The 20,864-nt window shown below is 63.0% G+C and carries 20 protein-coding genes and 1 tRNA gene; 6 read left to right on the top strand and 15 right to left on the bottom strand.

Features of this window, described 5'->3' with window-relative positions; all coding sequences use genetic code 11:
• Positions 1–2: 2 nt before the first annotated feature.
• From pstC to AC56QP_RS21665, 3 genes are all read right to left on the bottom strand, one after another.
• Positions 3–986: a phosphate ABC transporter permease subunit PstC gene (pstC, locus tag AC56QP_RS21675; RefSeq protein ID WP_489858135.1), complete on the bottom strand. Its 984-nt coding sequence runs from the start codon at positions 984–986 to the stop codon at positions 3–5.
• Between the two features lie 65 nt (positions 987–1,051).
• Positions 1,052–2,107: a phosphate ABC transporter substrate-binding protein PstS gene (pstS, locus tag AC56QP_RS21670; protein WP_489858136.1), complete on the bottom strand. Its 1,056-nt coding sequence runs from the start codon at positions 2,105–2,107 to the stop codon at positions 1,052–1,054.
• Positions 2,108–2,615: 508 nt separating this feature from the next.
• The gene (locus AC56QP_RS21665) at positions 2,616–7,175 is read right to left on the bottom strand and encodes a PAS domain-containing protein (protein WP_489858137.1); all 4,560 of its coding nucleotides are present in this window, start codon (positions 7,173–7,175) and stop codon (positions 2,616–2,618) included.
• Positions 7,176–7,379: 204 nt separating this feature from the next.
• Here AC56QP_RS21665 and AC56QP_RS21660 point away from each other — a divergent pair, with 204 nt between their 5' ends.
• Positions 7,380–7,706 (top strand): hypothetical protein, encoded by a 327-nt coding sequence (locus AC56QP_RS21660; RefSeq protein WP_497103658.1) that lies wholly within the window; start codon positions 7,380–7,382, stop codon positions 7,704–7,706.
• Between the two features lie 31 nt (positions 7,707–7,737).
• Here the strand turns inward: AC56QP_RS21660 and AC56QP_RS21655 are convergent, their stop codons facing one another.
• A complete protein-coding gene (locus AC56QP_RS21655) occupies positions 7,738–7,974 on the bottom strand; it encodes a hypothetical protein (RefSeq protein WP_091578620.1) in 237 nt (78 codons plus the stop codon).
• Positions 7,975–8,229: 255 nt separating this feature from the next.
• Here AC56QP_RS21655 and AC56QP_RS21650 point away from each other — a divergent pair, with 255 nt between their 5' ends.
• Entirely contained in the window at positions 8,230–8,445 is a 216-nt protein-coding gene (locus tag AC56QP_RS21650; RefSeq protein ID WP_489858138.1) for a hypothetical protein, read from the top strand.
• 72 nt (positions 8,446–8,517) lie between these two features.
• On the opposite strand, the gene tolA is transcribed toward AC56QP_RS21650, so the two are convergent.
• From tolA to AC56QP_RS21615, 7 genes are all read right to left on the bottom strand, one after another.
• Entirely contained in the window at positions 8,518–8,886 is a 369-nt protein-coding gene (gene tolA, locus AC56QP_RS21645) for a cell envelope integrity protein TolA (RefSeq protein ID WP_489863546.1), read from the bottom strand.
• A gap of 277 nt (positions 8,887–9,163) precedes the next feature.
• The gene (locus AC56QP_RS21640) at positions 9,164–10,042 is read right to left on the bottom strand and encodes a glutathione S-transferase family protein (protein ID WP_489858139.1); all 879 of its coding nucleotides are present in this window, start codon (positions 10,040–10,042) and stop codon (positions 9,164–9,166) included.
• Between the two features lie 29 nt (positions 10,043–10,071).
• Positions 10,072–10,653 (bottom strand): VOC family protein, encoded by a 582-nt coding sequence (locus AC56QP_RS21635; protein WP_489858140.1) that lies wholly within the window; start codon positions 10,651–10,653, stop codon positions 10,072–10,074.
• A 336-nt stretch (positions 10,654–10,989) separates the two neighbouring features.
• On the bottom strand, positions 10,990–11,394 hold the full coding sequence (locus tag AC56QP_RS21630; RefSeq protein ID WP_489858141.1) for a hypothetical protein: 405 nt from the start codon (positions 11,392–11,394) through the stop codon (positions 10,990–10,992).
• Positions 11,383–11,457 (bottom strand) — tRNA-Glu (locus AC56QP_RS21625). Before AC56QP_RS21625 ends, AC56QP_RS21630 begins: the two co-directional genes overlap by 12 nt.
• A gap of 90 nt (positions 11,458–11,547) precedes the next feature.
• On the bottom strand, positions 11,548–11,955 hold the full coding sequence (locus tag AC56QP_RS21620) for a VOC family protein (protein ID WP_489858142.1): 408 nt from the start codon (positions 11,953–11,955) through the stop codon (positions 11,548–11,550).
• 31 nt (positions 11,956–11,986) lie between these two features.
• Positions 11,987–12,376 carry a fimbrial protein gene (locus AC56QP_RS21615; RefSeq protein WP_489858143.1) on the bottom strand — a complete coding sequence of 130 codons (390 nt, stop codon included), beginning with the start codon at positions 12,374–12,376 and terminating at the stop codon, positions 11,987–11,989.
• Between the two features lie 26 nt (positions 12,377–12,402).
• Here AC56QP_RS21615 and AC56QP_RS21610 point away from each other — a divergent pair, with 26 nt between their 5' ends.
• Together AC56QP_RS21610 and rpoH are read left to right on the top strand one after the other, a co-directional pair.
• Positions 12,403–13,458 (top strand): RluA family pseudouridine synthase, encoded by a 1,056-nt coding sequence (locus AC56QP_RS21610; protein WP_489858144.1) that lies wholly within the window; start codon positions 12,403–12,405, stop codon positions 13,456–13,458.
• A 213-nt stretch (positions 13,459–13,671) separates the two neighbouring features.
• Positions 13,672–14,583 (top strand): RNA polymerase sigma factor RpoH, encoded by a 912-nt coding sequence (rpoH, locus tag AC56QP_RS21605; RefSeq protein WP_027041896.1) that lies wholly within the window; start codon positions 13,672–13,674, stop codon positions 14,581–14,583.
• Positions 14,584–14,694: 111 nt separating this feature from the next.
• On the opposite strand, the gene AC56QP_RS21600 is transcribed toward rpoH, so the two are convergent.
• The 4 genes from AC56QP_RS21600 to AC56QP_RS21585 all read right to left on the bottom strand — a co-directional run bounded on the left by AC56QP_RS21600 (position 14,695) and on the right by AC56QP_RS21585 (position 17,289).
• A complete protein-coding gene (locus tag AC56QP_RS21600) occupies positions 14,695–15,567 on the bottom strand; it encodes an MBL fold metallo-hydrolase (protein ID WP_497100371.1) in 873 nt (290 codons plus the stop codon).
• A 244-nt stretch (positions 15,568–15,811) separates the two neighbouring features.
• Complete coding sequence (locus AC56QP_RS21595) at positions 15,812–16,471, bottom strand: peroxiredoxin (RefSeq protein WP_489858146.1); 660 nt, start codon at positions 16,469–16,471, stop codon at positions 15,812–15,814.
• 163 nt (positions 16,472–16,634) lie between these two features.
• Positions 16,635–16,997: a cell division protein ZapA gene (locus AC56QP_RS21590; RefSeq protein ID WP_489858147.1), complete on the bottom strand. Its 363-nt coding sequence runs from the start codon at positions 16,995–16,997 to the stop codon at positions 16,635–16,637.
• 19 nt (positions 16,998–17,016) lie between these two features.
• A complete protein-coding gene (locus AC56QP_RS21585; protein WP_013529251.1) occupies positions 17,017–17,289 on the bottom strand; it encodes a DUF4164 domain-containing protein in 273 nt (90 codons plus the stop codon).
• Positions 17,290–17,549: 260 nt separating this feature from the next.
• Between AC56QP_RS21585 and tkt the strand changes: the two genes are divergently transcribed.
• Together tkt and gap are read left to right on the top strand one after the other, a co-directional pair.
• The gene (gene tkt, locus AC56QP_RS21580; protein ID WP_489858148.1) at positions 17,550–19,541 is read left to right on the top strand and encodes a transketolase; all 1,992 of its coding nucleotides are present in this window, start codon (positions 17,550–17,552) and stop codon (positions 19,539–19,541) included.
• 212 nt (positions 19,542–19,753) lie between these two features.
• Positions 19,754–20,764 carry a type I glyceraldehyde-3-phosphate dehydrogenase gene (gene gap / locus AC56QP_RS21575; protein ID WP_256752638.1) on the top strand — a complete coding sequence of 337 codons (1,011 nt, stop codon included), beginning with the start codon at positions 19,754–19,756 and terminating at the stop codon, positions 20,762–20,764.
• Positions 20,765–20,864: the final 100 nt, after the last annotated feature.

The raw sequence follows: 20,864 nt of genomic DNA, 5'->3' as shown, positions 1-20,864 counted from the left end.
GGTCAGGCTCCCGTGCGGGCGTCGATGCGCATCAGCATGTAGCGTGCGATGGCAAGGATCAGGAAGGTGATGACGAACAGGATCAGGCCGAGCGCCACCAGCGAAGACGTGTAGAGATCGCCGACGGCTTCGGTGAATTCATTGGCGATGGTCGCGGAGATCGTGGTCGCCGGTGCGAACAGCGAGGTGCTGATCCGATGCGCGTTGCCGATGACGAAGGTCACCGCCATGGTTTCGCCGAGCGCGCGGCCGAGACCAAGCATGACGCCGCCCATGATGCCGATCCTTGTGTAGGGAATGACAACGCGGCGGGTCACTTCCCAGGTCGTGCAGCCAATGCCGTAGGCGGATTCCTTCAGCACCGGCGGCACCGTGTCGAAGACGTCCTTGGTGATCGAGGTGATGAAGGGCAGCACCATGATGGCCAGGATCAGCGACGAGGTCAAAAGGCCGATGCCGTAAGGCGGGCCGGCAAACAGGCTGTTGAGGCCGGGAATGCCGTGGAACGCGCCGATGATGAAGGGCTGCACGGTCGTCTGCAGGAACGGCGCCAGCACGAACAGGCCCCAGATGCCGTAGATGATCGACGGGATGCCGGCGAGCAGTTCCACCGCCATGCCGATCGGCCGCCGAAGCGGCCGCGGGCAAAGTTCGGTGAGGAAGATGGCAATGCCGATGCCGAGCGGAACGGCGATCAGGATGGCGATCGCCGAGGTGACGATGGTGCCGTAGATCGGCGCCAGCGCGCCGAATTTTTCGGTGACCGGATTCCAGCTTTCACTGGTCAGGAAGGAGAAGCCGAAGGTCGACAGCGCCTGCCAGGAACCGGCAAACAGCGAGATCGCGACACCGCCGAGCAGGACCAGCACCAATATGGCGGCGGCGCGGGTAAGCCCGTGGAAGATCGCGTCGGTCAACGCGAACCGCCTGACGGTGGCATCGCGCGAACCTCGAATGGCTGGCAAGGCTTCCTGGACAGCGCTCATGTGAAGCTCGGCTCTTTGTGTTGAGGAAAAAGGAGCGCCGCGGCGCGGCGCTCCTTTGGAGGATGTTACTCGCCGGCGTAGACGGGCTTGCCGTCGGTGACGATATCCGACTTCCACGAAGCCTTGATCAGGTCGACGACGTTGTCGGGGATCGAAACGTAGTCGAGGCCCTTGGCGATGTCCTTGCCGTCCTTGTAGGCCCAGGCGAAGAACTTCAGCGCTTCACCGGTGGCGGCGACATCCTCGGGAGTCTTGTGGATCAGCACCCAGGTCGATGCGGCGATCGGCCAGGTGGCGTCGCCGGGCTCGTTGGTGATGATGACGTTGAAGTTCTTCGCACCCTTCCAGTCGGCGTTCGAAGCAGCCGAGCCGAAGGATTCGAGCGACGGCTCGACAACCTTGCCGGCAGCGTTCAACATCTTGGAGTAGGACAGGTTGTTCTGGGACGCATAGGCATACTCGACGTAGCCGATGCCGCCGTCGGTCTGCTTGACGGTGTTGGCAACGCCTTCGCTGCCCTTGGCGCCGACGCCGACCGGCCATTCGACCGCCGTGTCGGAACCGATCTTGTCCTTCCAGTCGGGCGACAGCTTGACCAGGTAGTTGGTGAAGTTGAAGGTCGTGCCCGAGCCGTCCGAACGATGCACGACGGCGATCGCGGTCGACGGCAGGGTGAGCGTGGGGTTCAGCGCCTTGATCGCGGCATCGTCCCAGGTGGTGATGGCGCCCAGATAGATCTGGGCCAGCGTCTTGCCGTCGAGAACCAGTTCGCCCGGCTTGATGCCGGTGAGGTTGACGATCGGCACGATGCCGCCCATCACCATCGGAAACTGGACGAGGCCGTTCTTTTCCAGGTCGGCATCGGACATCGGCTTGTCGGTGGCGCCGAAGGTCACGGTCTTGGCGATGACCTGCTTGATGCCGCCGCCCGAGCCGATCGACTGGTAGTTGAGGCCAACGTTGGTGTCTTTCTTGTAGGTGTCGGCCCACTTGGCGAACACCGGATAGATGAAGGTCGAGCCGGCGCCGGAAAGATCAGCTGCCATTGCCGCGGAAAGGGTGAAGGTAGACGCCGTAGCCATTGCAATCGCAACGGCCGCCGAGCGGATGAAATGTCTCATGTGGCCTGCTCCTGTTCGGAAGATGGTCTCTCGGCGCCATTCCTCTCGGCGCCCGCTGAGGCCAATAGCCTTCGATTATTACAGTCGCATGACAGTTTGATGTCACCCCGGTAACGCGTCACCGGGGAAGGGAAGGCGCCAGCCAACCGGCGCTCGCCGGGGAGCCTGGCTTTGCTCCCGGAATCAGGCACTTGCGCCGTTTCAGACCGAAGCCGGCCTGCCGTTTCCGGATCGCTGCCCTGGTAAAGAAAATCCGGACGGGAGCGCGTTGCTCTCAGCCAGAGGATGTCTTGGCCGGGCCATCGCCGAAAACAGGTCCGTTGGGGTAGATTGACGCTGTTTCATGCCGGCGGTCGCTGCTCCCGCCCGTAACTGGAAGAGCGGAATTCGAATATGGCCATTGTCTCGACTGGGCGCCGCCTTTGCTATGGTGCGATCGCACCATAGTCTTGCCTCCAGGGGTTGCGGCGAATCCCGGTTGATTCCCTCAGAACGAGCGGATGCGATGCTAGCCGGCGTTGCGCTGAACCTGGCGACCAGCGCCGATCCAGCGCTCGACCTTCTCGAGCAGGGCCCTGGGACTGATCGGCTTGGGCAGATAGTCGTCCATGCCGGCCTCCAGGCAGCGTTCGCGATCGCCCTTCAGCGCATGCGCGGTGACCCCGACGATCGGCACATGGGTGCCGGTTTCTTCCTCCAGCCGGCGAATGGCGGCGGTCGCCTCAAGCCCATTCATCTCCGGCATAGAGACATCCATCAGGATCATGCATGGATTGAGCCTGCCGAAAGCGTCGAGCGCCTTGCGGCCATTGCCGACGATCTCGAAACCATAACCGGTCTCGCCCAGGATCTGGGTAAAGACCATCTGGTTCACTTCATTGTCCTCGGCCACGAGAATATCCAGCCTGTCCCCGCCACCGCCGGTCGCAGGCAGCCGGGGGCGAACCGCCGGCGGCTGCAGCAGCGCCCGTTGTGCCGATGGCGTCGACCGCGGTGGCTGCGGAACGTCGTCTCGAGCGCCATCGGTGGCGAGCGGCTCCGCCTCGCTACCGGTCGCGTGGCGATGCCGCTGGATGGTGGCGACCAGCGTCTCCAGCAGCACCGACGACCGCGCCGGCTTGATCAGCTGGGCATCTATGCCGAGATCGCGATAGCTGGTGTTGGCGAGCGACTGGTCGACCGAGGTCAGCATGATGATCGGCGTGTCGGCAAGGCCAGCGGTGTTGCGCACGATCCGTGCCATTTCGGCGCCGCTCATGCCCGGCATCTGATAGTCGAGCACGACACAATCGACCGGCACGTCATAGGCGGCGGCGGCGAACAGCACCTTGAGGCCCTCGGCGCCGCTTTCGGCCGCGCAGGAATCGAAGGTCCACGATGTCATCTGCTCGGTCAAGATAGCGCGGTTCACGGCATTGTCGTCGACGATCAGCACGCGCGCGCCGGTCACGTCCACGGGCATGATGCGTTGCCCGTCCTGCTGCCCGGCCCTTGGCAACGTGACCGTGAACCAGAAGGTCGAGCCCTTGCCCTCGGCGCTCTCGACACCAATGTCGCCGCCCATCAGATCGACGAGCCGCGAGGTGATGGCGAGGCCGAGGCCGGTTCCCTCGTGCCGTCTTGTCGAGGAGGTGTCGACCTGGCTGAACTTTTCAAACACGAGTTTCAGCTTCTCCTCGGGGATACCGATGCCGGTATCGGTAACCGAGATGGTCAGTTTCGTTCCCGTCGGAACCCGTTCGCCGGTGACGTCGACCAGCACATGGCCTTCGTCGGTGAACTTCACCGCGTTGCCGACAAGATTGGTGACGATCTGCCTGATGCGGCCGACATCGCCGATGAACATGCTTTCGAGACGAGGCTCGACGCGCACGATGAGCTCGAGGTCCTTCTCCTTGGCGCGGGTCGAAACCAGCGTCGCCACATCCTCGATCGCCTCGGCAAGGTTGAAGGGCGCCGGATCGAGCACCAGCTGGCCGGCATCGATCTTGGAGAAATCCAGAATGTCGTTGATGATGGTGAGCAGCGCGTTGCCCGATTTCACGATGATGTCGGTGAACGTCTTCTGCTTCGGGTCGAGGTTCGATTTGGCCAACAGTTCGGCCATGCCGAGCACGCCGTTCATCGGCGTGCGGATTTCATGGCTCATATTGGCAAGGAATTCCGACTTGGCGCGGTCGGCGAGCACGGCGCGCTGACGCGCCTCGCGCAGTTCGGCCTCGCGCAGCTTCAACTCGGTGATGTCGGTGGTCGACCCGATCAGGTAGAGCGAGCCGTCGGACGCGATCATCGCCCCCTTGCGGGCGAACTGGTGGCGCACGCTGCCGTCGGCAAGCGTCACAGTTTCCTCGACCTCCTGCGTTTCGCCGGTGCGCAGCACGGCGAGATCGCTGTTGACGAAGGCTTCGCCATCCTGTCCGAAAATCTCGATGTCGGTCTTGCCGAGCGCATCTTCCCTGCTGAGACCGGTGAGATCGCACCAGCCCTTGTTGACGTAGAACTGCCTGAGGTCCGAGCGCTTGGCGTAGATCGAGACCGGCACGTTGTCGATCAGGCTGCGGAACACCTCGTTCTCGCGCATGCTCTCTTCCAGCGCACGCTCGCGCGCCTTGACCTCGGTGATGTCCGTGCTCGAACCGACCAGATGCACCGATCCGTCCAGCGCCACCAGGCGGCTCTTGCGCGTCATCAACTGCCGCAGCGTGCCGTCGCGATGGGTGACGGGCTCCTCGATCTCCCTGACGCGACCGGTGACGACGACCTCGGTGTCGTCGTGGCTGTAGCTTTCGGCCTCTTCGGCACCGAACAGCTGGCGGTCGGTGAGGCCGATGACGTCTTCCTTGGCAATGCCGGTCAGCGCGCACCAGGCCTTGTTGACGAATTCGATGCTCAGATCCTGCGCCTTGATGAAGGCGGCCACCGGCAGCTCGTCCATGACGTGCCGGAACAGATCGATCTGACGCATGCTTTCCTGCAGCGCCTTTTCGCGGCTCTTGATCTCGGAGATGTCGACGCGCACGCCGATGAAGGTGCCATCCTCGGTCCGCATGTCGTAGACCTGATACCAGCGGCCATCGGGATTGAGACGCTCATAGGATGAGTTGGGCAAACGGTAGCGGGCGAGAATGCCGTCGAGCCAGCGCTCGGGATCGCTGTCGTACAGTTTGTCGACTTCGGGGTCGCCACTAAGGCGGAAATAGCCGACCGAATGGCCAAGCGCCAAGGCCTCGCGGAAGGTGCGGCCTGCCTGCCACACGGGCTTCAGTTCAGGCAGCGTGTCCTGCAGCTTGCGGTTGGCGAAGACGAACTTGTCGTCACGGTCATAGATGATGACGGCGGCCGGCAGCGATTCCAGCACGGTCGCGAGGTTCTTGCGTGCGTCCTCGGCTTCCGTCTCGCGGCGCTTCATGTCGGAAATGTCGAAGATGAAGCCGGCGACATAGTTGCGGCCGCTGGCCATGCCGACGCGGCTCTTCCTGACGATGCGCGAGCGGCTGGCGCCCTCGGCCTCGAAATTTTCTTCCCCTTCGTAGGGCCGTCCGGTGGCCAGCACGTCCCGTTCGCTCTGTTCGAAAAGCGCGACATCGTTCAGCGTGAGGAAATCGCCGCCGGGCTTGCCGAGCATGGCCCGAGGCGTCTGGCCGAACAAGGTGGCGAACGCCTCGTTGACGAACACGAAGCGCAGATTGTCGTCCTTGACGAAGATCGGATCCTTGACGGCGTTGATGACCGCTTCCGCCAGCCGCGCTTTCTCCAGCGCGTCGGCGAGTTCGGCTTCGCGGTTCTTCATGTCGGTGACGTCGACATAGGAGATCAGCCGCCTGCCCCCGGCCAGCGGTGCCATCGACGAGATCAGCGTGCGGCCGTCATTGCGCGGGAACTGCCGTGATCCGGCCGTGCCGGCCCTGATTTCCGCCTCGCGATCGGCGATATGCTGCTGCCAAGTCGCGTCCTCGGAGCCGTACGGATCGACGTCGCGGCTGGCGTTCATCAGATCGCGGAAGTTGCAGCCGATCTCGGCGCGCCGGGCGTCGATCTGCCAGAAATCGTAGAAGGCACGGTTGATGACTTCGGCGCGCATGTCGGCATCGACGACGAGGACACCGATCGGCATCTGATCGACCATGGTGCGGAGATTGGCGAAGGTTTCGGCGATCTTGGCGTTGGCGCTCTCGATCTCGGCATCGCGACGCTTGACCTCGGTGACCTCATAATAGGTCAATAGCCGCTTGCCCCCGGACAGCGCCGTCACCGAGAACATCATCGTCCTGCCATTGGCATGGGAAAACTCGCGTGGCGCGACGGAGCCGGCGCGAATCTCCTCGATGCGGGTGGCGAGGTAGCGCTGCCATTGCTGTTCGTCGAGGTCGCCGTAGATGCCGTTGCGGCGGTTGAGTTCCATCAACAGGCTGAACGGAGCGCCGACGGTCACGGCGCCTTCCGGAATCCTGGAGAGGTCGCGATAGGCCTTGTTGACGATCAGCGTGTCGAGCCTGGCGTCAAGCAGCACGACCCCCATGTGCATGGCGTCCATCGTCCGCTCGAGATCGGCAAGAAGCTGGGCCGGCTCGCCGCCCGCCGGCGGCCCCTGCTCCAGCTTCTCGAAGGCGCCGGCCAGCGCCGTGACGTTGCGGCCGATGCCGCGATAGCCGGTGAATTGTCCTGTGTCGTCAAACCTCGGAAAGCCGGTGGTCAACACCCAGCGGCAATCGGCGCGGCCACCTTTCAGTTCATAGACGAAGTCGCGAAACGGCCGGTGCGCCTGCAGATCCTCCAGATGCGCGGCGGCACTGCGGTCGCCGTTCAGGACCTGCTTGAGGAAGTCGAAGCGGAACCGGCCAAGCACATCGGCCGGATCGATGCCGGTGGCTGCCTGGTAGTTTTGCGACAGCCAGGAGAATCGCAGCTCGGCGTCGGTCTCCCAGATCCAGTCCGAACTGGCTTCGACCAGTTGGCGAAGCACGTCGGCCGAATCCATGTCGGCGGCGCACGATGGTGCACCGTCGCCATGCGATGTCGATTTGCGAGTCCCACGTTTGCCGCGCGTTGCTTCGTCCGCTTCCGCCATGCCATCCCCACCCCGAAAACCAAGGTCGAACCCCCTCCGTGGTTCGTCGGCGGAATGTGCCCGAGAAGCATTAACGATCCGCTAACCTTAACGGCTGGTTAGAGAGCGATCGGCCGGTCCGGCCTGCGTTATTCCGCCCGGTTGTCGGCGAGCTCGTAGCCGCTATATAAGCACCTAGGGGTGTTGCTAATGTTCGGACGGATTTTGCCTTTTTTCGTGGGCGTGTCGCTGCTTTCTGCCAGTGGCTGCTCGCGCACCTATGATGGCACCGTCGTCATCCCGAGGCCGCTTGATGTCCGGCGTTTCTGGGATCGGCCGCCGCCAAATGTCGAGTACGCCCAGCCGCAGGCCGAAAGCGGCGCTTTTCCGGTAGCGCCGCAGCCGCCAAGGCGCTTTTCCGAGGGCACCGCGCCGAGACGGCACCAGACCAGGGTTTCGACGCCCCCCTCGCTGTCTTCCGGCCCGGCGAAGCCGCTGGCATGCAGGAATGTCAGCGAACCCGGCAAGAGAATTCGCATGGTCTGCGACTGACGCCCGGAAAAGCCCCTTCAAGGCAATTGCCTTACAGCGAGGCCGCACCCTTTTTGGGCTCTGTCGCGCCCAGCTTGTCGAGCGCAAGCCGAACCTGGCGCAAATCGTCCTGCCAGCCGTCATCGTCGTTCATCGGGCTTTCCGACGCGGCCCGTTGCAATCCCCGCGCCTCGGACTCGATCTCGCGCAGCCCAGCGATCTTTTGCTCGGAGGTCAGGGCATCGTCCTCGACGATCTCCAGCACCCTCATTTCCCTGAATGTGGCCATGGCGTTTCTCCTGGCTGATGTCGATGACAACGCTGCGAGCGCCCCTGCGTTCCAGGCGTATCGTGTGCCCGCTTCCGGCAGGCTCGCCGATACCGGCCAGCCGTCGACTTCGGAACGGCTTTAGGAAGAAGGCCGCGCCGACCACACAGAGCCGGTGACTGAGGTGCGGCGAAGCCGCGATCAAACCATCGTTACCGGCTGCCCTCCCGAAACCTTTGCCCGGCCTTCGGCGTTGATGGTCGAAGGAGAACGCAGATGTCGATCCAATTCACGGTCTCGGACCTGACAAGAAACCTGTTTCACTCGCTTGGGCTGGATCACGAACGCGCGCCAAGGCCTCTCAGCCCCGAGCACAGGCTGCTGCTGGAATGCTATCTGGCTGGCCAGATCCCGGAATCGGCCTGGAATGACTATGTCTTCGAGACGCCCGATCTTGCGCGCCATGCAGATGCCAGGCGCAGTCGTCACTGAGCCCGCGTAGTCATCACCGAGCCCGAATGGGTCAAGGGTCGCGCATGCCCACCGGTGCATGCCGGCTTCGGCTTATTTTTTGGGAGAGGTGAATTGCAACATGAACACGTTGCCTGCCATGCCTTGCGCCAGCGTCGGCGAAAAGGATAAGGGCAGGCAGTTCTGCAAGGCCGTGGTGGCGGCATCGACGAATGATTTCTTGGCCTTGGCGTCGCCGTCCACCTTGATTGCTGTCGGCCTCGGTGGACCGATCAGCGTGCCGTCGCGCTTCAAGCTGAAGCTCAACGTGACGCTGGCATTTCCGGCGTCGGCCGGCGGCGTCCAGCATGCCTGGATCGCGGCCTTCACTTCGTTCATGGTGTTGAGCGGCGCGGCAAACGACGGGCAGGCGATGCCTGCCGACATAACGCCCGCAATCGCAAGTTTGGCCACGATGTTCATCGCAATCCCCATGTCTTCACCGTCAACCGACAATCCCTGCCGGACTGCCGGAATCGATGGTAAGGCCAACACCGGCAATGACAATATCTCTCGATAAAAAGTTGATGCCGAAAAACGCTCGCACCGCCTGCTCGTCTCACCGCCGGCGATGGCGTGTGAAAAAAGCAAAAAGGCCGGCATTGCGCCGACCTTTCCTTTCACCTCGGCGCCAGTACATCCGTGGTCGCGGGGTGAATTACCGGCAGTAGACAGGGTATTGGTTAATGAATCCCTAACCTCAGGCCTTGGCCTGCGACCTCACATAGGCGATGTAGCCGCGCACGTCGGCGGCCGGCTCGGCGTAGGCCTTGCCGAGCTTCTTCTCGATCGCCTCCACATAGTCCTTCGCCCATTTGGGCAAGGGGTAGTCGATGACGGCCAGGAATTCGAGCGTCGCCGCCAGGCGGATGTCGGCGATCGAAGGGTTCGAGCCGCCGATGAACGGCTTGCCGTCCCGGAAGAAGCTGTGGAACACCTCCAGTGGCTCGGCGATCGCGGCCATGGCTGCTTTCTGGGCTTCGGACTTCTTGTCGGGGTGGGCGTCGCTATGGCCGACCTCGCCGGCATATTGCGGGAAGCCGAGCGCCGGATAGGTGGCGCGTGCGACATAGGGGTAGAGCGTGCCGATCAGATAGAACATGGCGCTGTCGATCATGGCCCGCTTGGCCGGTGCCTTCGGATAGAACTTCTCCAGCCCATGCTTGTTGGCGAGATACTGCATGATGGCGCAGCTTTCCCACAGAACGCCGCGTGGCAGGCTCTTGTCCTCGATCATTGGCGTCAGATGCGCCGGGTTGCGCGCCATGTATTCGGGCGAGCGCGTGGTGCCCCAGGCGTCGGTCTCGGCATGATCGAACCCGGCCGCTCTCGCAAACACCCGAACGGTCATGTTGTTGACGCTCGGCTTCAGCATGCTGAGCTTCAGCACCGGCTTCTTCGCCGACTTCGCCTTGGCCTTCGGTGCGGGTTTGGCGGTCGCCTTGGCCGCCGACTTTGCCGTCGCCTTCGCGGCAGCTTTTGGCGCTGGCTTGGCTGCTGGCTTCGCAGCCTTCCCCACCGGCTTTGCGGCTGCCTTGGCCGCCGGCTTCTTCGCACCCTTGATCGCTGTCTTTGCCATTGTGTTCCTCCCTTTTGTTTTGGCTATCGTCAGTATGGGTTCTTCGGCGCCCGGTCGTCCGACAAGGTTGCGCGGGAACGCTCGACAAGCGCCTGGATCGCATCGGCGAGATGCACTTCCGCAATGTTGTAGTCGCCGCGCGAGACACGCAGTCCGTGCGCTTCCATCAGCACGTCGGCATGGGTGAAGCCCGCCGGCGGCTCGAAGCGGTAGGAGGCGAGCTCGATCAGCAGGCCGAGCGGGTCCTCGAAATAGATCGAATCCATGAAGCCGCGATCCTTGACGCCGCTGTGCTTGATGGCGCGCTCGTCGAGCCGGGCGACCGCCTGCAGGAAGGTGACGCGCGATACCGCAAAGGCGATGTGATGGACGCAACCCGGATCGGTCGGCGTGCGCCGTTTCTCCGGCGTGCGGCTCTCGTCGGTGAAGACGGTGATCAGCCGGCCGTCGCCCGGATCGAAATAGAGGTGGCTTTCACTCGCCTTGTCGAGATTAGGCTGCTCGAAGATGAACGGCATGCCGAGCACGCCTTCCCAGAAATCGATCGAGGTCTGGCGCCCGGCGCCGACCAGGGTGATGTGATGCACGCCTTGCGACTGCAGTTTCTGCATTGGTCTCCCTCCCGAGGCATCGCTGCCCGTCCGGATCTGCTTGGGCAACGGCGTTCTGCGCGCCGCTCTAGCCGGGGATCCATCCCGCGATGCTAATCCAATCGGCCCCGCTGCGCCAGAAGCGGCGAATGCGGCCTGGGTTGGACGATTGGTGGAGAGCTCTGAGAAAGAGGTGCGCCCAAGGCGCAGCACGCCAAAAGCAAAAAGGCCGGCACTGAGCCGACCATTTTCTTTCGACATTTGCACCGGTACATCTGGTCGCGCCGAAAGCGAATTGCCTCCGGTAGATAGGCGAATGGTGAGCGAAATCTTGATTTCGCCCGCGCAGCACAATCGTCAGTCGAGAAAGATGATTTTCTTGAACGCCATCATCTCTCCCATGACGTTGCCGCTGTCATCGACCTGCTGCCCTTGCCCGACCGTAACGGTCACGCGTTTTCCCTTGTAGCGAGACGGCATCACGGTCTGCTCGTTCCAGCTTTCGCACTCGGGTGCGGCACACAGGCCAACTTGCTCGGCCTTCTTGCGGTCGACGATGGTCAGATAGCAATTGTCACCACATTCGAAGCCTCGAATGGTACCCGTGATCTTCCTGTCCTTGGAGAACGACGGGTTACACTGGGCAATCACGGACACGGAGACGAGGAGGGTCAAGGCCAGTTGTTTCATGCGGCCAACTTGCTGCAACAGGCCTTGCTGCGCAAGCATCACATCTGGCAGAAAATCACTTGGTACGCCCAAGGGGAATCGAACCCCTGTTCCCGCCGTGAGAGGGCGGTGTCCTGACCGCTAGACGATGGGCGCGTTCAAGAACCGGCGATATAGGCTGACGGCTGGGAAAAAGCAACTGGGGTTCGGCGGCTTTCCCTTATCGGGGAAAAGTCGGCTGCAAGCCTACCGTTTCGGCTCGATCAGGTCCCAGAGATTTCCGTGCAGATCGGCGAAAACCGCCACCGTGCCATAGGGCTCGACGCGCGGCGCCTCGCGGAACTCGACGCCCTTTTCCAGCATCGCCGCATGGTCGCGGGCAAAGTCGTCGGTCTCGAGGAACAGAAACACCCGGCCTCCGGTTTGGTTGCCGATGCTGTTCCTCTGTGCCTCGTCGGAAGCCTCGGCCAGGAGCAGCCTGGCGCCTTGACCGTTGGCCGGCGCCACCGTCACCCAGCGCTTGCCGCCGCCGAGATCGACGTCCTCGACGAGCAGGAAGCCGAGCCGCTCGACATACCAGGCAATCGCCTCGTCATAGCTGGCGACCACCAGCGCTACGGTCGCCACGCGACGATGTTCGGCGAACCCGGTCATGCCCGAAGCCTGCGCATTTGTTGCGGCCGGCTCATTTGTTACGGATCGCGAAACGGCCGATCAGACGGCGCTCGGCGATATCATAGACGAAGATCGTGCGGCTGCCGTCGGCAAGCTCGGCGTCGATCGAGACACGGTTGCCGGACAGCGACTGGCTGACCACCTTGGCGCCAACCGGCAGCACGATGTCGCCGCTGACCGGCTCGCCGGCGGGCGCCTGGATGTCGCCGGCCAGCGGCGGGGTCGCGGGCGGTGCGTTGCGCGCTTTGTAGACAAGGGCCCCGATCACCACCATAAGGGCAAGAAACAGCAGACCGAGATTGATCCCGACGAAGCGGACGAGTTTCTTGCGCACCTTTTCGACCTCGGGGTCGAGCGGCTTCTCCCGACCTTCAACTGGGTCTTCCTCGGCGATGGCCATGGCAAAGCATTCCGGAACGATTTTCGATGAGCGCTCATAGCGAAGAGGCCCCTGAATTGATAGAGGACCAATTCATAGGGGCAGCCCCCACCGTGCTGGTCGCGGGCGCGGATGCGGCCGGCCAGCGCCTCGACCAGTGGTTGGCGGCCAGCCTCGGTCCGGACATGTCGCGCAGCCGCGTGCAGATGCTGATCAGGCAGGGCGCGGTCAAGGTCGACGGCAAGCCTGTCGAGGAGACCAAGCGCAAGATGACCGCGGGCGAAAGCGTGTCGGTCGCCATGCCGGAGCCGGAGCCGGCCGAGCCGCAAGGCGAAAACATCCCGCTCGATGTGCTCTATGAGGACGATGAACTGATCGTCATCAACAAGCCGGCCGGGCTTGTCGTGCATCCTGGCGCCGGCAACTGGACCGGCACGCTGGTCAACGCGCTGATCCATCACTGCGGCGACAGTCTTTCGGGCATCGGCGGCGTGCGGCGGCCGGGTATCGTCCATCGCCTCGACAAGGAGACCAGCGGCGTCATGGTGGTCGCCAAGACCGACCGCGCCCACAAGTCGCTGTCCGAAGCCTTTGCCGATCACGGCCTGACCGGCGATCTCGAACGCGCCTATCTGGCGCTGGTCTGGGGCATCCCGCAGCGGCCGACGGGAACGGTCGACGCGCCGCTCGGCCGCGCCGCCGACCGGGTGCGCCGCGCCGTGGTGCCGGAAGGGCGCGACGATGCCCGCCATGCCGTCACCCACTTCGCCGTGCAGGAGCGTTTCGGCGACAAACAGCAGGAATTCGCCACGGCAAGCCTGGTCGAATGCCGGCTGGAGACCGGCCGCACCCACCAGATCCGCGTCCACATGGCGCATATCGGCCATCCGGTGATCGGTGACCCGGATTACGGCCAGGCGTTCCGGACCAAGGCCAACCGGCTGCCTGAACCGCTGAAAAGCCAGGTCAAGGCATTTTCCCGGCAAGCTTTGCATGCCTGGCTCCTTGCATTTCGTCACCCGGCTACCCATCTATCGATGAGGTTCGAGGCGCCGTTGCCGGGGGACATGGAGGAACTCGTCGGCGGCTTCCGCAAGCTTTGAACCCCGTCAACAACACCCTTCAAGGCTAACCTTCAAAACCTGACCCGCATTGTTCACTTCAACGTGACACACTGTTTCGTGTTGAACAAACGCCTGTCTTTTCTGGTTTTGTTCCTGTATAAACACCTGACGTCGCGAGCGAGCCTTTTGGTGCTCGTGTCATATGCCCGCCGCGTTTCGGGGGCATCACTCCAATAGAGAGGGCGCGCTATCATGGCCCAGTCATTACCCAGTATCGTTTCCGGCGAAGGCGGCCTCAGCCGCTACCTGGAAGAAATCCGCCGCTTTCCCATGCTGCAGCCGCAGGAAGAGTACATGCTCGCCAAGCGTTACGCCGAGCATGAAGACACTTCTGCTGCGCACAAGCTCGTCACCAGCCATTTGAGGCTCGTCGCCAAGATCGCCATGGGCTATCGTGGCTATGGCCTGCCGATCGGCGAAGTGATCTCGGAAGGCAATGTCGGCCTGATGCAGGCCGTCAAGAAGTTCGAACCCGAGCGCGGCTTCCGCCTCGCGACCTATGCCATGTGGTGGATCAAGGCCTCGATCCAGGAGTACATCCTGCGCTCGTGGAGCCTGGTCAAGATGGGCACGACCGCCAACCAGAAGCGTCTGTTCTTCAACCTGCGCAAGGTGAAGGGCAAGATCCAGGCGCTCGACGATGGCGATTTGAAGCCCGACCAGATTACCGAGATCGCCACCCGCCTCAACGTGTCCGAAGCCGAAGTGGTGTCGATGAACCGCCGCCTGTCGGGCGACGCCTCGCTCAACGCGCCGATCCGGGCGAGCGAAGGCGAGTCCGGCGAATGGCAGGACTGGCTGGTCGACGACCACGAAAGCCAGGAAGACATGCTGATCGAGCAGGACGAGCTGGAAAATCGGCGCGGCATGCTGTCAGGCGCTCTTGCCGTGCTCAACGAGCGCGAGCGGCGCATCTTCGAGGCCCGTCGCCTCGCGGAAGAGCCGCTGACCCTGGAAGAGCTGTCGGCCGAGTTCGACATCAGCCGCGAGCGCGTGCGCCAGATCGAGGTGCGCGCCTTCGAGAAGGTGCAGGATGCGGTCAAGGCCGCCGCCAAGCGCCAGACCCAGGCGCTACGCACCATCGAGGCCCAGCCGGCGGCCTGAGCCAGCTTCGGCAACGAAACAGAACGGCGGCGCCAGGAAACTGGCGCCGCCGTTTCCTTTTGTACCCTACGCAGCTGACAGGAAGCCTGTTGTCGGCTCAGCACCGCAAGCTCAAAGCGAATCCAGGGGGAACTTCAGGTATCGCCGGCCATTGGCTTCCGGCTCCGGCAGCCGGCCGCCATTCATGTTGACCTGCAGCGCATGCAGGATCAGCCTCGGCATCGGCAGCGTCCTGTCGCGGGCTTCGCGCAGGGCGACGAAATCGGCCTCGGCACGCGCGGCAACGAGGTGGATGTTGGTGGCCTTCTGCATCGCGATCGTGCTTTCCCACAAGGGTTCGCGCCCACCGGCCTGATAGTCGTGGCCGACGAAGACGCGCGTCTCGTCCGGCAACACCAGGATGCCCTGGATCGAGTGCCAGAGCCGCGTGGCGCTCCCGCCGGGAAAATCCGCTCTCGCCGTGCCGCTGTCGGGCATGAACAGCGTATCGTGGACGAAGGCGGCATCACCGACCACATAGGTGATCGAAGCCAGCGTGTGCCCGGGTGAGAAAAGGACCTTGACTGGAACGGTTCCGATCCGGAACGTCTCGCCTTCCCCGAACAGCCTGTCCCATTGCGAGCCGTCGGCGGGAAAATCCGGCCAGTTGTAGATCGCCTTCCATAATTTCTGGACTTCGACGACCCTGTCGCCGATGGCGGTGGGTGCCCCGGTTTTCTGCTTCAGGTAGTGCGCCGCCGAGAAATGATCCGCATGCGGATGGGTGTCGAGAATCCACTCGAGTTCGAGCCCGTTGTCCCGGATGAAATCGAGCAAGGCGTCCGCGTTCTTCGTACCGGTCGCACCGGACTTCTCGTCGAAATCGAGGATCGGATCGATGATGGCGCATCGCCTCGTCGCCTGGTCGGCGACGACATACTGGATGGCCCCGGTCGGCTTGTCATAGAAGCCGCTGACCTGCGGCCTGGCCAAAGCTACGTCCAATTTCGGCTTCCCCAAACCCCTGAGGCAATTCCAGGAAAAGCGTGACACGGTTTTCCGATCGGAATTGCGTCGAAACAACGGGCTGGAGTGGTTCCACGGTTCCGCGAAACGATGGACCGCTCCGGCCGACAGGAATGATTTTCTCTGGCGGCACCCGAGAGGAGCATGGTTGTCCACTCGGGTGGCTCAGTCAAGCATCCCTTGGCTCACAAGGGCAAGAAAGCCAAAAACCGTTCCGAAGCGCTCAGGCGGACGGCTGCTTGGTCTTCCTGAGATAGGGCAGGATGGTCTCGAAGGCGCCGAAACGCTTGATGGCATCCTCGTTTGAAACGGCGGCGGTGATGATGACGTCCTCGCCCTGCTTCCAGTTTGCCGGCGTCGCCACCTGGTGCTTCGCGGTGAGCTGCATGGAATCGACCGCGCGCAGGATCTCGTCGAAGTTGCGGCCCGTGGTCATCGGATAGGTCAGCACCAGCTTGATCTTCTTGTCCGGCCCGATGACGTAGACCGAGCGCACAGTGGCGTTGTCGGCGGGCGTGCGGCCTTCCGAAGTCTCGCCGGCACCGGCGGGCAGCATGTCGTAGAGCTTGGCGACCTTGAGGTCCTTGTCGCCAATCAGCGGATAGTGCACCGAATGGCCGGTCGCCGTCTTGATGTCGGCCTGCCACTTGTCGTGGCTCGCAACCGGGTCGACGGAGATGCCGATGATCTTGACGTTGCGTTTCTTGAATTCGCCCTCCAGCCCGGCCATCGTGCCAAGCTCGGTCGTGCAGACCGGCGTGAAGTTTTTCGGGTGGCTGAACAGGATCGCCCAGCCGTCACCGATCCATTCGTGGAACCTGATCGTCCCTTGCGTGGTCTCGGCGGTGAAATCGGGTGCGATGTCGTTGATACGAAGGCTCATGGTCCCTACCCCTGTGAAATGCCGCCGGCTGGCGGGTTCGGACCCTTTTACCACTCCGGCGGCTACCTTCAAACGCCGAGGCCGCCGGCTGCGACGCGGCCCGCGAAAAATTTTCGCCTTTTGCTGGAGAATGCGGAAATTTACCTGCCGGCAGCGGTGAAGCCTAGGACTTCACGGCCAGCGTCGTCGTCAGGTCTTCCATCCGCTGCGCCAGCGCGCCGAGCGCAGTGGTTAGCACGCTGTCGTTCTTGTCGGCCTTGGTCAGCGCGTCGTCGCGCGTCTTGCGCAGTGTCAGGACTTCGCTTTCCATGCCCTTGACGCGCTTCTGGAGCTCGGAGAGTTCGTCCATCACCATGATGCCGGCCATCACGGTGAGCCGCTGGTCGCCGATCTCGCCAAAAGAATCCTTCAGATGCGAGACGTAGCGATCGAAGCGTTCGGCCAAGTCGATCAGGTGCTCTTCCTGGCCTTCGTCGCAGGCCATCCGATACTGCTTGCCGTCGATTGAAACCGTGACCTGTGCCATTGGCCTACCTGTCCAGCCCCTACCTGTCCAACACGGCGCGGATGGTTTCCATGGCGGTCACCAGCCGTCGCGACACTTCCTTGTTGGCGTCTTCCAGCCGTTCGGCGCGCGCTTCGGAATTGTCGAGTTCCTGTGCAAGCCGGGAGCGGTCGGCATTCATCCGCTGCACCTCGGCCTCGGCTTCCGAGTAGTCGCGTTCGTGCTCGAGCTTGGCCGCGACGGCATTTTCCAGGCCCTCGATGGCTTTACCCAGCCTGGCGATCACTTCCTTGAGCGTGGCTTCCCCGGTCATGGCTTCGTCCTGTGCCCTGCCCATCACCGAATCGTTCGCGTTCAGAACGCGTTATGTGAGAAACATTAGGCACCGGGTGAAGGCAACGTCAACAAAGCTCTCGCGACTGTCCCCCGCTAACGCTAATGTAGACCCGCCGGCGGCATTGCAAGGCCGGCAAATGCGCACCGGTTTGTTGACTAAAAGCCCGCGCCTGCTATGTGTCGCGCACCCCTTTCAAGGCCTCTCCCAAGGCCCCAAACCCCCACCCCGGAGGTACCATGACGTCGCGTGAACAACATGACCGGATGGCCAATGCGATCCGTTTTCTCTCCATGGATGCCGTCGAGAAGGCTCAGTCCGGCCATCCCGGCCTGCCCATGGGCTGCGCCGACATCGCCACGGTGCTGTTCACGCGCTTCCTGAAATATGACCCCAAGGCCCCGCACTGGGCCGACCGCGACCGCTTCATCCTGTCGGCCGGCCATGGTTCGATGCTGCTCTATTCGCTGCTGCATCTGACCGGCTACGAGGACATGACCCTCGACCAGATCAAGCATTTCCGCCAGTTGGGCTCGAAGACCGCCGGCCACCCCGAATACGGCCATGCCACCGGCATCGAGACGACGACCGGCCCGCTCGGCCAGGGTCTCGCCAATTCGGTCGGCTTCGCGCTCGGCGAGCGCATCATGAACGCCGCCTTCGGCAACGACCTCGTCGATCACTACACCTATGTGCTGGCCGGCGACGGCTGCCTGATGGAAGGCGTTTCCCAGGAAGCCATCGCGCTTGCCGGTCACCTCAAGCTCAACAAGCTGATCGTCTTCTGGGACAACAACAACATCTCGATCGACGGCCCGGTCTCGCTTGCCGACAATACCGACCAGGTTGCCCGCTTCCAGGCCTCTGGCTGGAACGCCAGCCATATCGACGGCACGGATCCGGAAGCGATCGCCTATGCCATCGAAGCCGCCCGCCACTCCGACAAGCCGACGATGATCGCCTGCAAGACCACCATCGGCTTCGGCGCGCCGACCAAGGCCGGCACCAACAAGGCGCACGGTTCACCGCTCGGCGCCGACGAGATCGCTGGTGCGCGCAAGTTCTTCAACTGGGATTCGCCGCCTTTCGAAATTCCGGCCGACATCCTCGACGCCTGGCGCACGGCGGGCAAGGCCGGCGTCAAGGCGCGCACCGACTGGGAAGGCCGCCTCGCCAAGGCCGACGCGAAGCTGAAGGCTGAATTCGAGCGTCGCCTCGCCGGCAAGCTGCCGTCCAATTTCGACGCCGTCATCGCCGACTACAAGAAGAAGCTCTCGGCCGACAAGCCGAAGGTCGCCACCCGCAAATCGTCCGAGATGGCGCTGGAAGTCATCAACGGCGCCGTGCCCGAGACCATCGGCGGCTCCGCCGACCTGACCGGCTCCAACAACACCAAGACCAGCCAGACCAAGAACATCACCCCCGACGACTATGGCCAGCGCTATGTCCACTACGGTATCCGCGAGCATGGCATGGCCGCAGCGCTCAACGGCTTGACACTGCATGGCGGCCTCATCGCCTATGGCGGCACCTTCATGTGCTTCTCCGACTATGCCCGTCCGTCGATGCGGTTGGCCTCGCTGATGGGCATCCGCTCGATCTTCGTCATGACCCATGATTCCATTGGTCTGGGCGAAGACGGCCCGACCCACCAGCCGGTCGAGCACCTGGCAGCCCTGCGCGCCATTCCCAACCACAATGTCTTCCGTCCGGCCGACGCGGTCGAGACCGCCGAATGCTGGCAGATCGCGCTCGAGTCGGAAAAGACCCCGTCGACGCTGGCGCTGACCCGCCAGAACCTGCCGACGGTACGCACCGAGTTCGTTGCCGAGAACCTGAGCAGCCAGGGGGCCTATGAGCTGGCCGCTGCCAGCGGCGAGGCGGCGGTGACGATCTTCGCCACCGGCTCCGAGGTCGAGATCGCGCTTGCTGCCCGCGAGCTGCTGGAAAAGCACGGCCACCCGACCCGCGTCGTGTCGGTGCCCTGCTTCGAACTGTTCGACAAGCAGAGCGACGACTACCGCAAGAAGACGATCGGCAATGCGCCGGTGAAGATGGCGATCGAAGCCGGCATCCGCCAGGGCTGGGATCACCTCATCGGCTCCGACGGCATCTTTGTCGGCATGACCGGCTTCGGCGCCTCGGGCACGATCGAACAGCTCTATCCGCATTTCGGCATCACCGCCGAAGCGGCGGCCAAGGTGGCGGAAGCCCGCCTGCACGGCAAGTAAGGCCCATGCATGTCGCCCAAAAATGCATCGCGGTTTTGGGATAACGACATGCACGAACAAGAATGCTCCCGCGAAACCGCGCACAGCGGTTTCGCGGGACTGGCCCAACCTAATCGATTTAAATCCACGTCGCGGCGGCTGGATTCTTTGCCCGTCCGCCGCTATGAAGCTGCGGACCCATCGTCAGCCTTTCAGCTCTCAGGGAGAGAAAAATGACCGTCAGAGTTGCCATCAACGGATTCGGCCGCATCGGCCGCAACATCCTGCGCGCCATCCATGAATCCGGCCGCAAGGACATCGACGTCGTCGCCGTCAACGATCTCGGCCCGGTCGAGACCAACGCCCACCTCTTGCGCTTTGACAGCGTGCACGGCCGCTTCCCGCATGAGGTTTCGGTTTCCGGCGACCAGATCACCGTCGGCAAGGAGAAGTTCAAGGTCACCGCGATCAAGGACCCAACGCAGCTGCCGTGGAAGGAACTGGGCGTCGACATCGCGCTTGAATGCACCGGCATCTTCACCGCCCGCGACAAGGCCGCCGCGCACCTGACCGCCGGCGCCAAGCGCGTGCTTGTCTCGGCTCCGTCGGACGGCGCCGACCTCACCGTCGTCTACGGCATCAACCACGACAAGCTGACCAAGGACCACATCGTCATCTCGAATGCCTCCTGCACCACCAACTGCCTGGCGCCGCTGGCCGCCGTGCTGCACGAGACGGTCGGCATCGAAAAGGGCATGATGACGACGATCCATTCCTACACCGGCGACCAGCCGACGCTGGACACCATGCACAAGGATCTTTACCGCGCCCGCGCCGCCGCCTTGTCGCAGATCCCGACCTCGACCGGTGCGGCCAAGGCGATCGGCCTGGTCCTGCCCGATCTCAAGGGCAAGCTCGACGGCATCTCGATCCGCGTTCCGACCCCGAATGTTTCGGTCGTCGACTTCAAGTTCATCGCCAAGCGGTCGACCACCGTCCAGGAGATCAACGAGGCGGTGATCGCCGCTTCCAACGGCAAGCTGAAGGGCATTCTCGGCGTCACCCATCACCCGAACGTGTCGATCGACTTCAACCACGATCCGCGTTCCTCGATCATGGCGCTCGACCAGACCAAGGTGATGGACGGCAACTTTGTATCGGTGCTGTCCTGGTACGACAATGAATGGGGATTTTCCAACCGCATGTCCGACACGTCGGTCGCCTTCGGCAAGACCATCGCCTGATCGCAAGAACTCTGCTTTTCGAGACCTCGAACGCCCGGCTTTGTCCGGGCGTTTTTCATGAGAATGAGGGACACTTTCCCGATCTGCGTCCTGAGCGCCA

It is taken from the genome of Mesorhizobium sp. RCAM 05104 (genome assembly GCF_059683645.1).
This window is presented reverse-complemented; position numbering and strand designations above follow the sequence as displayed.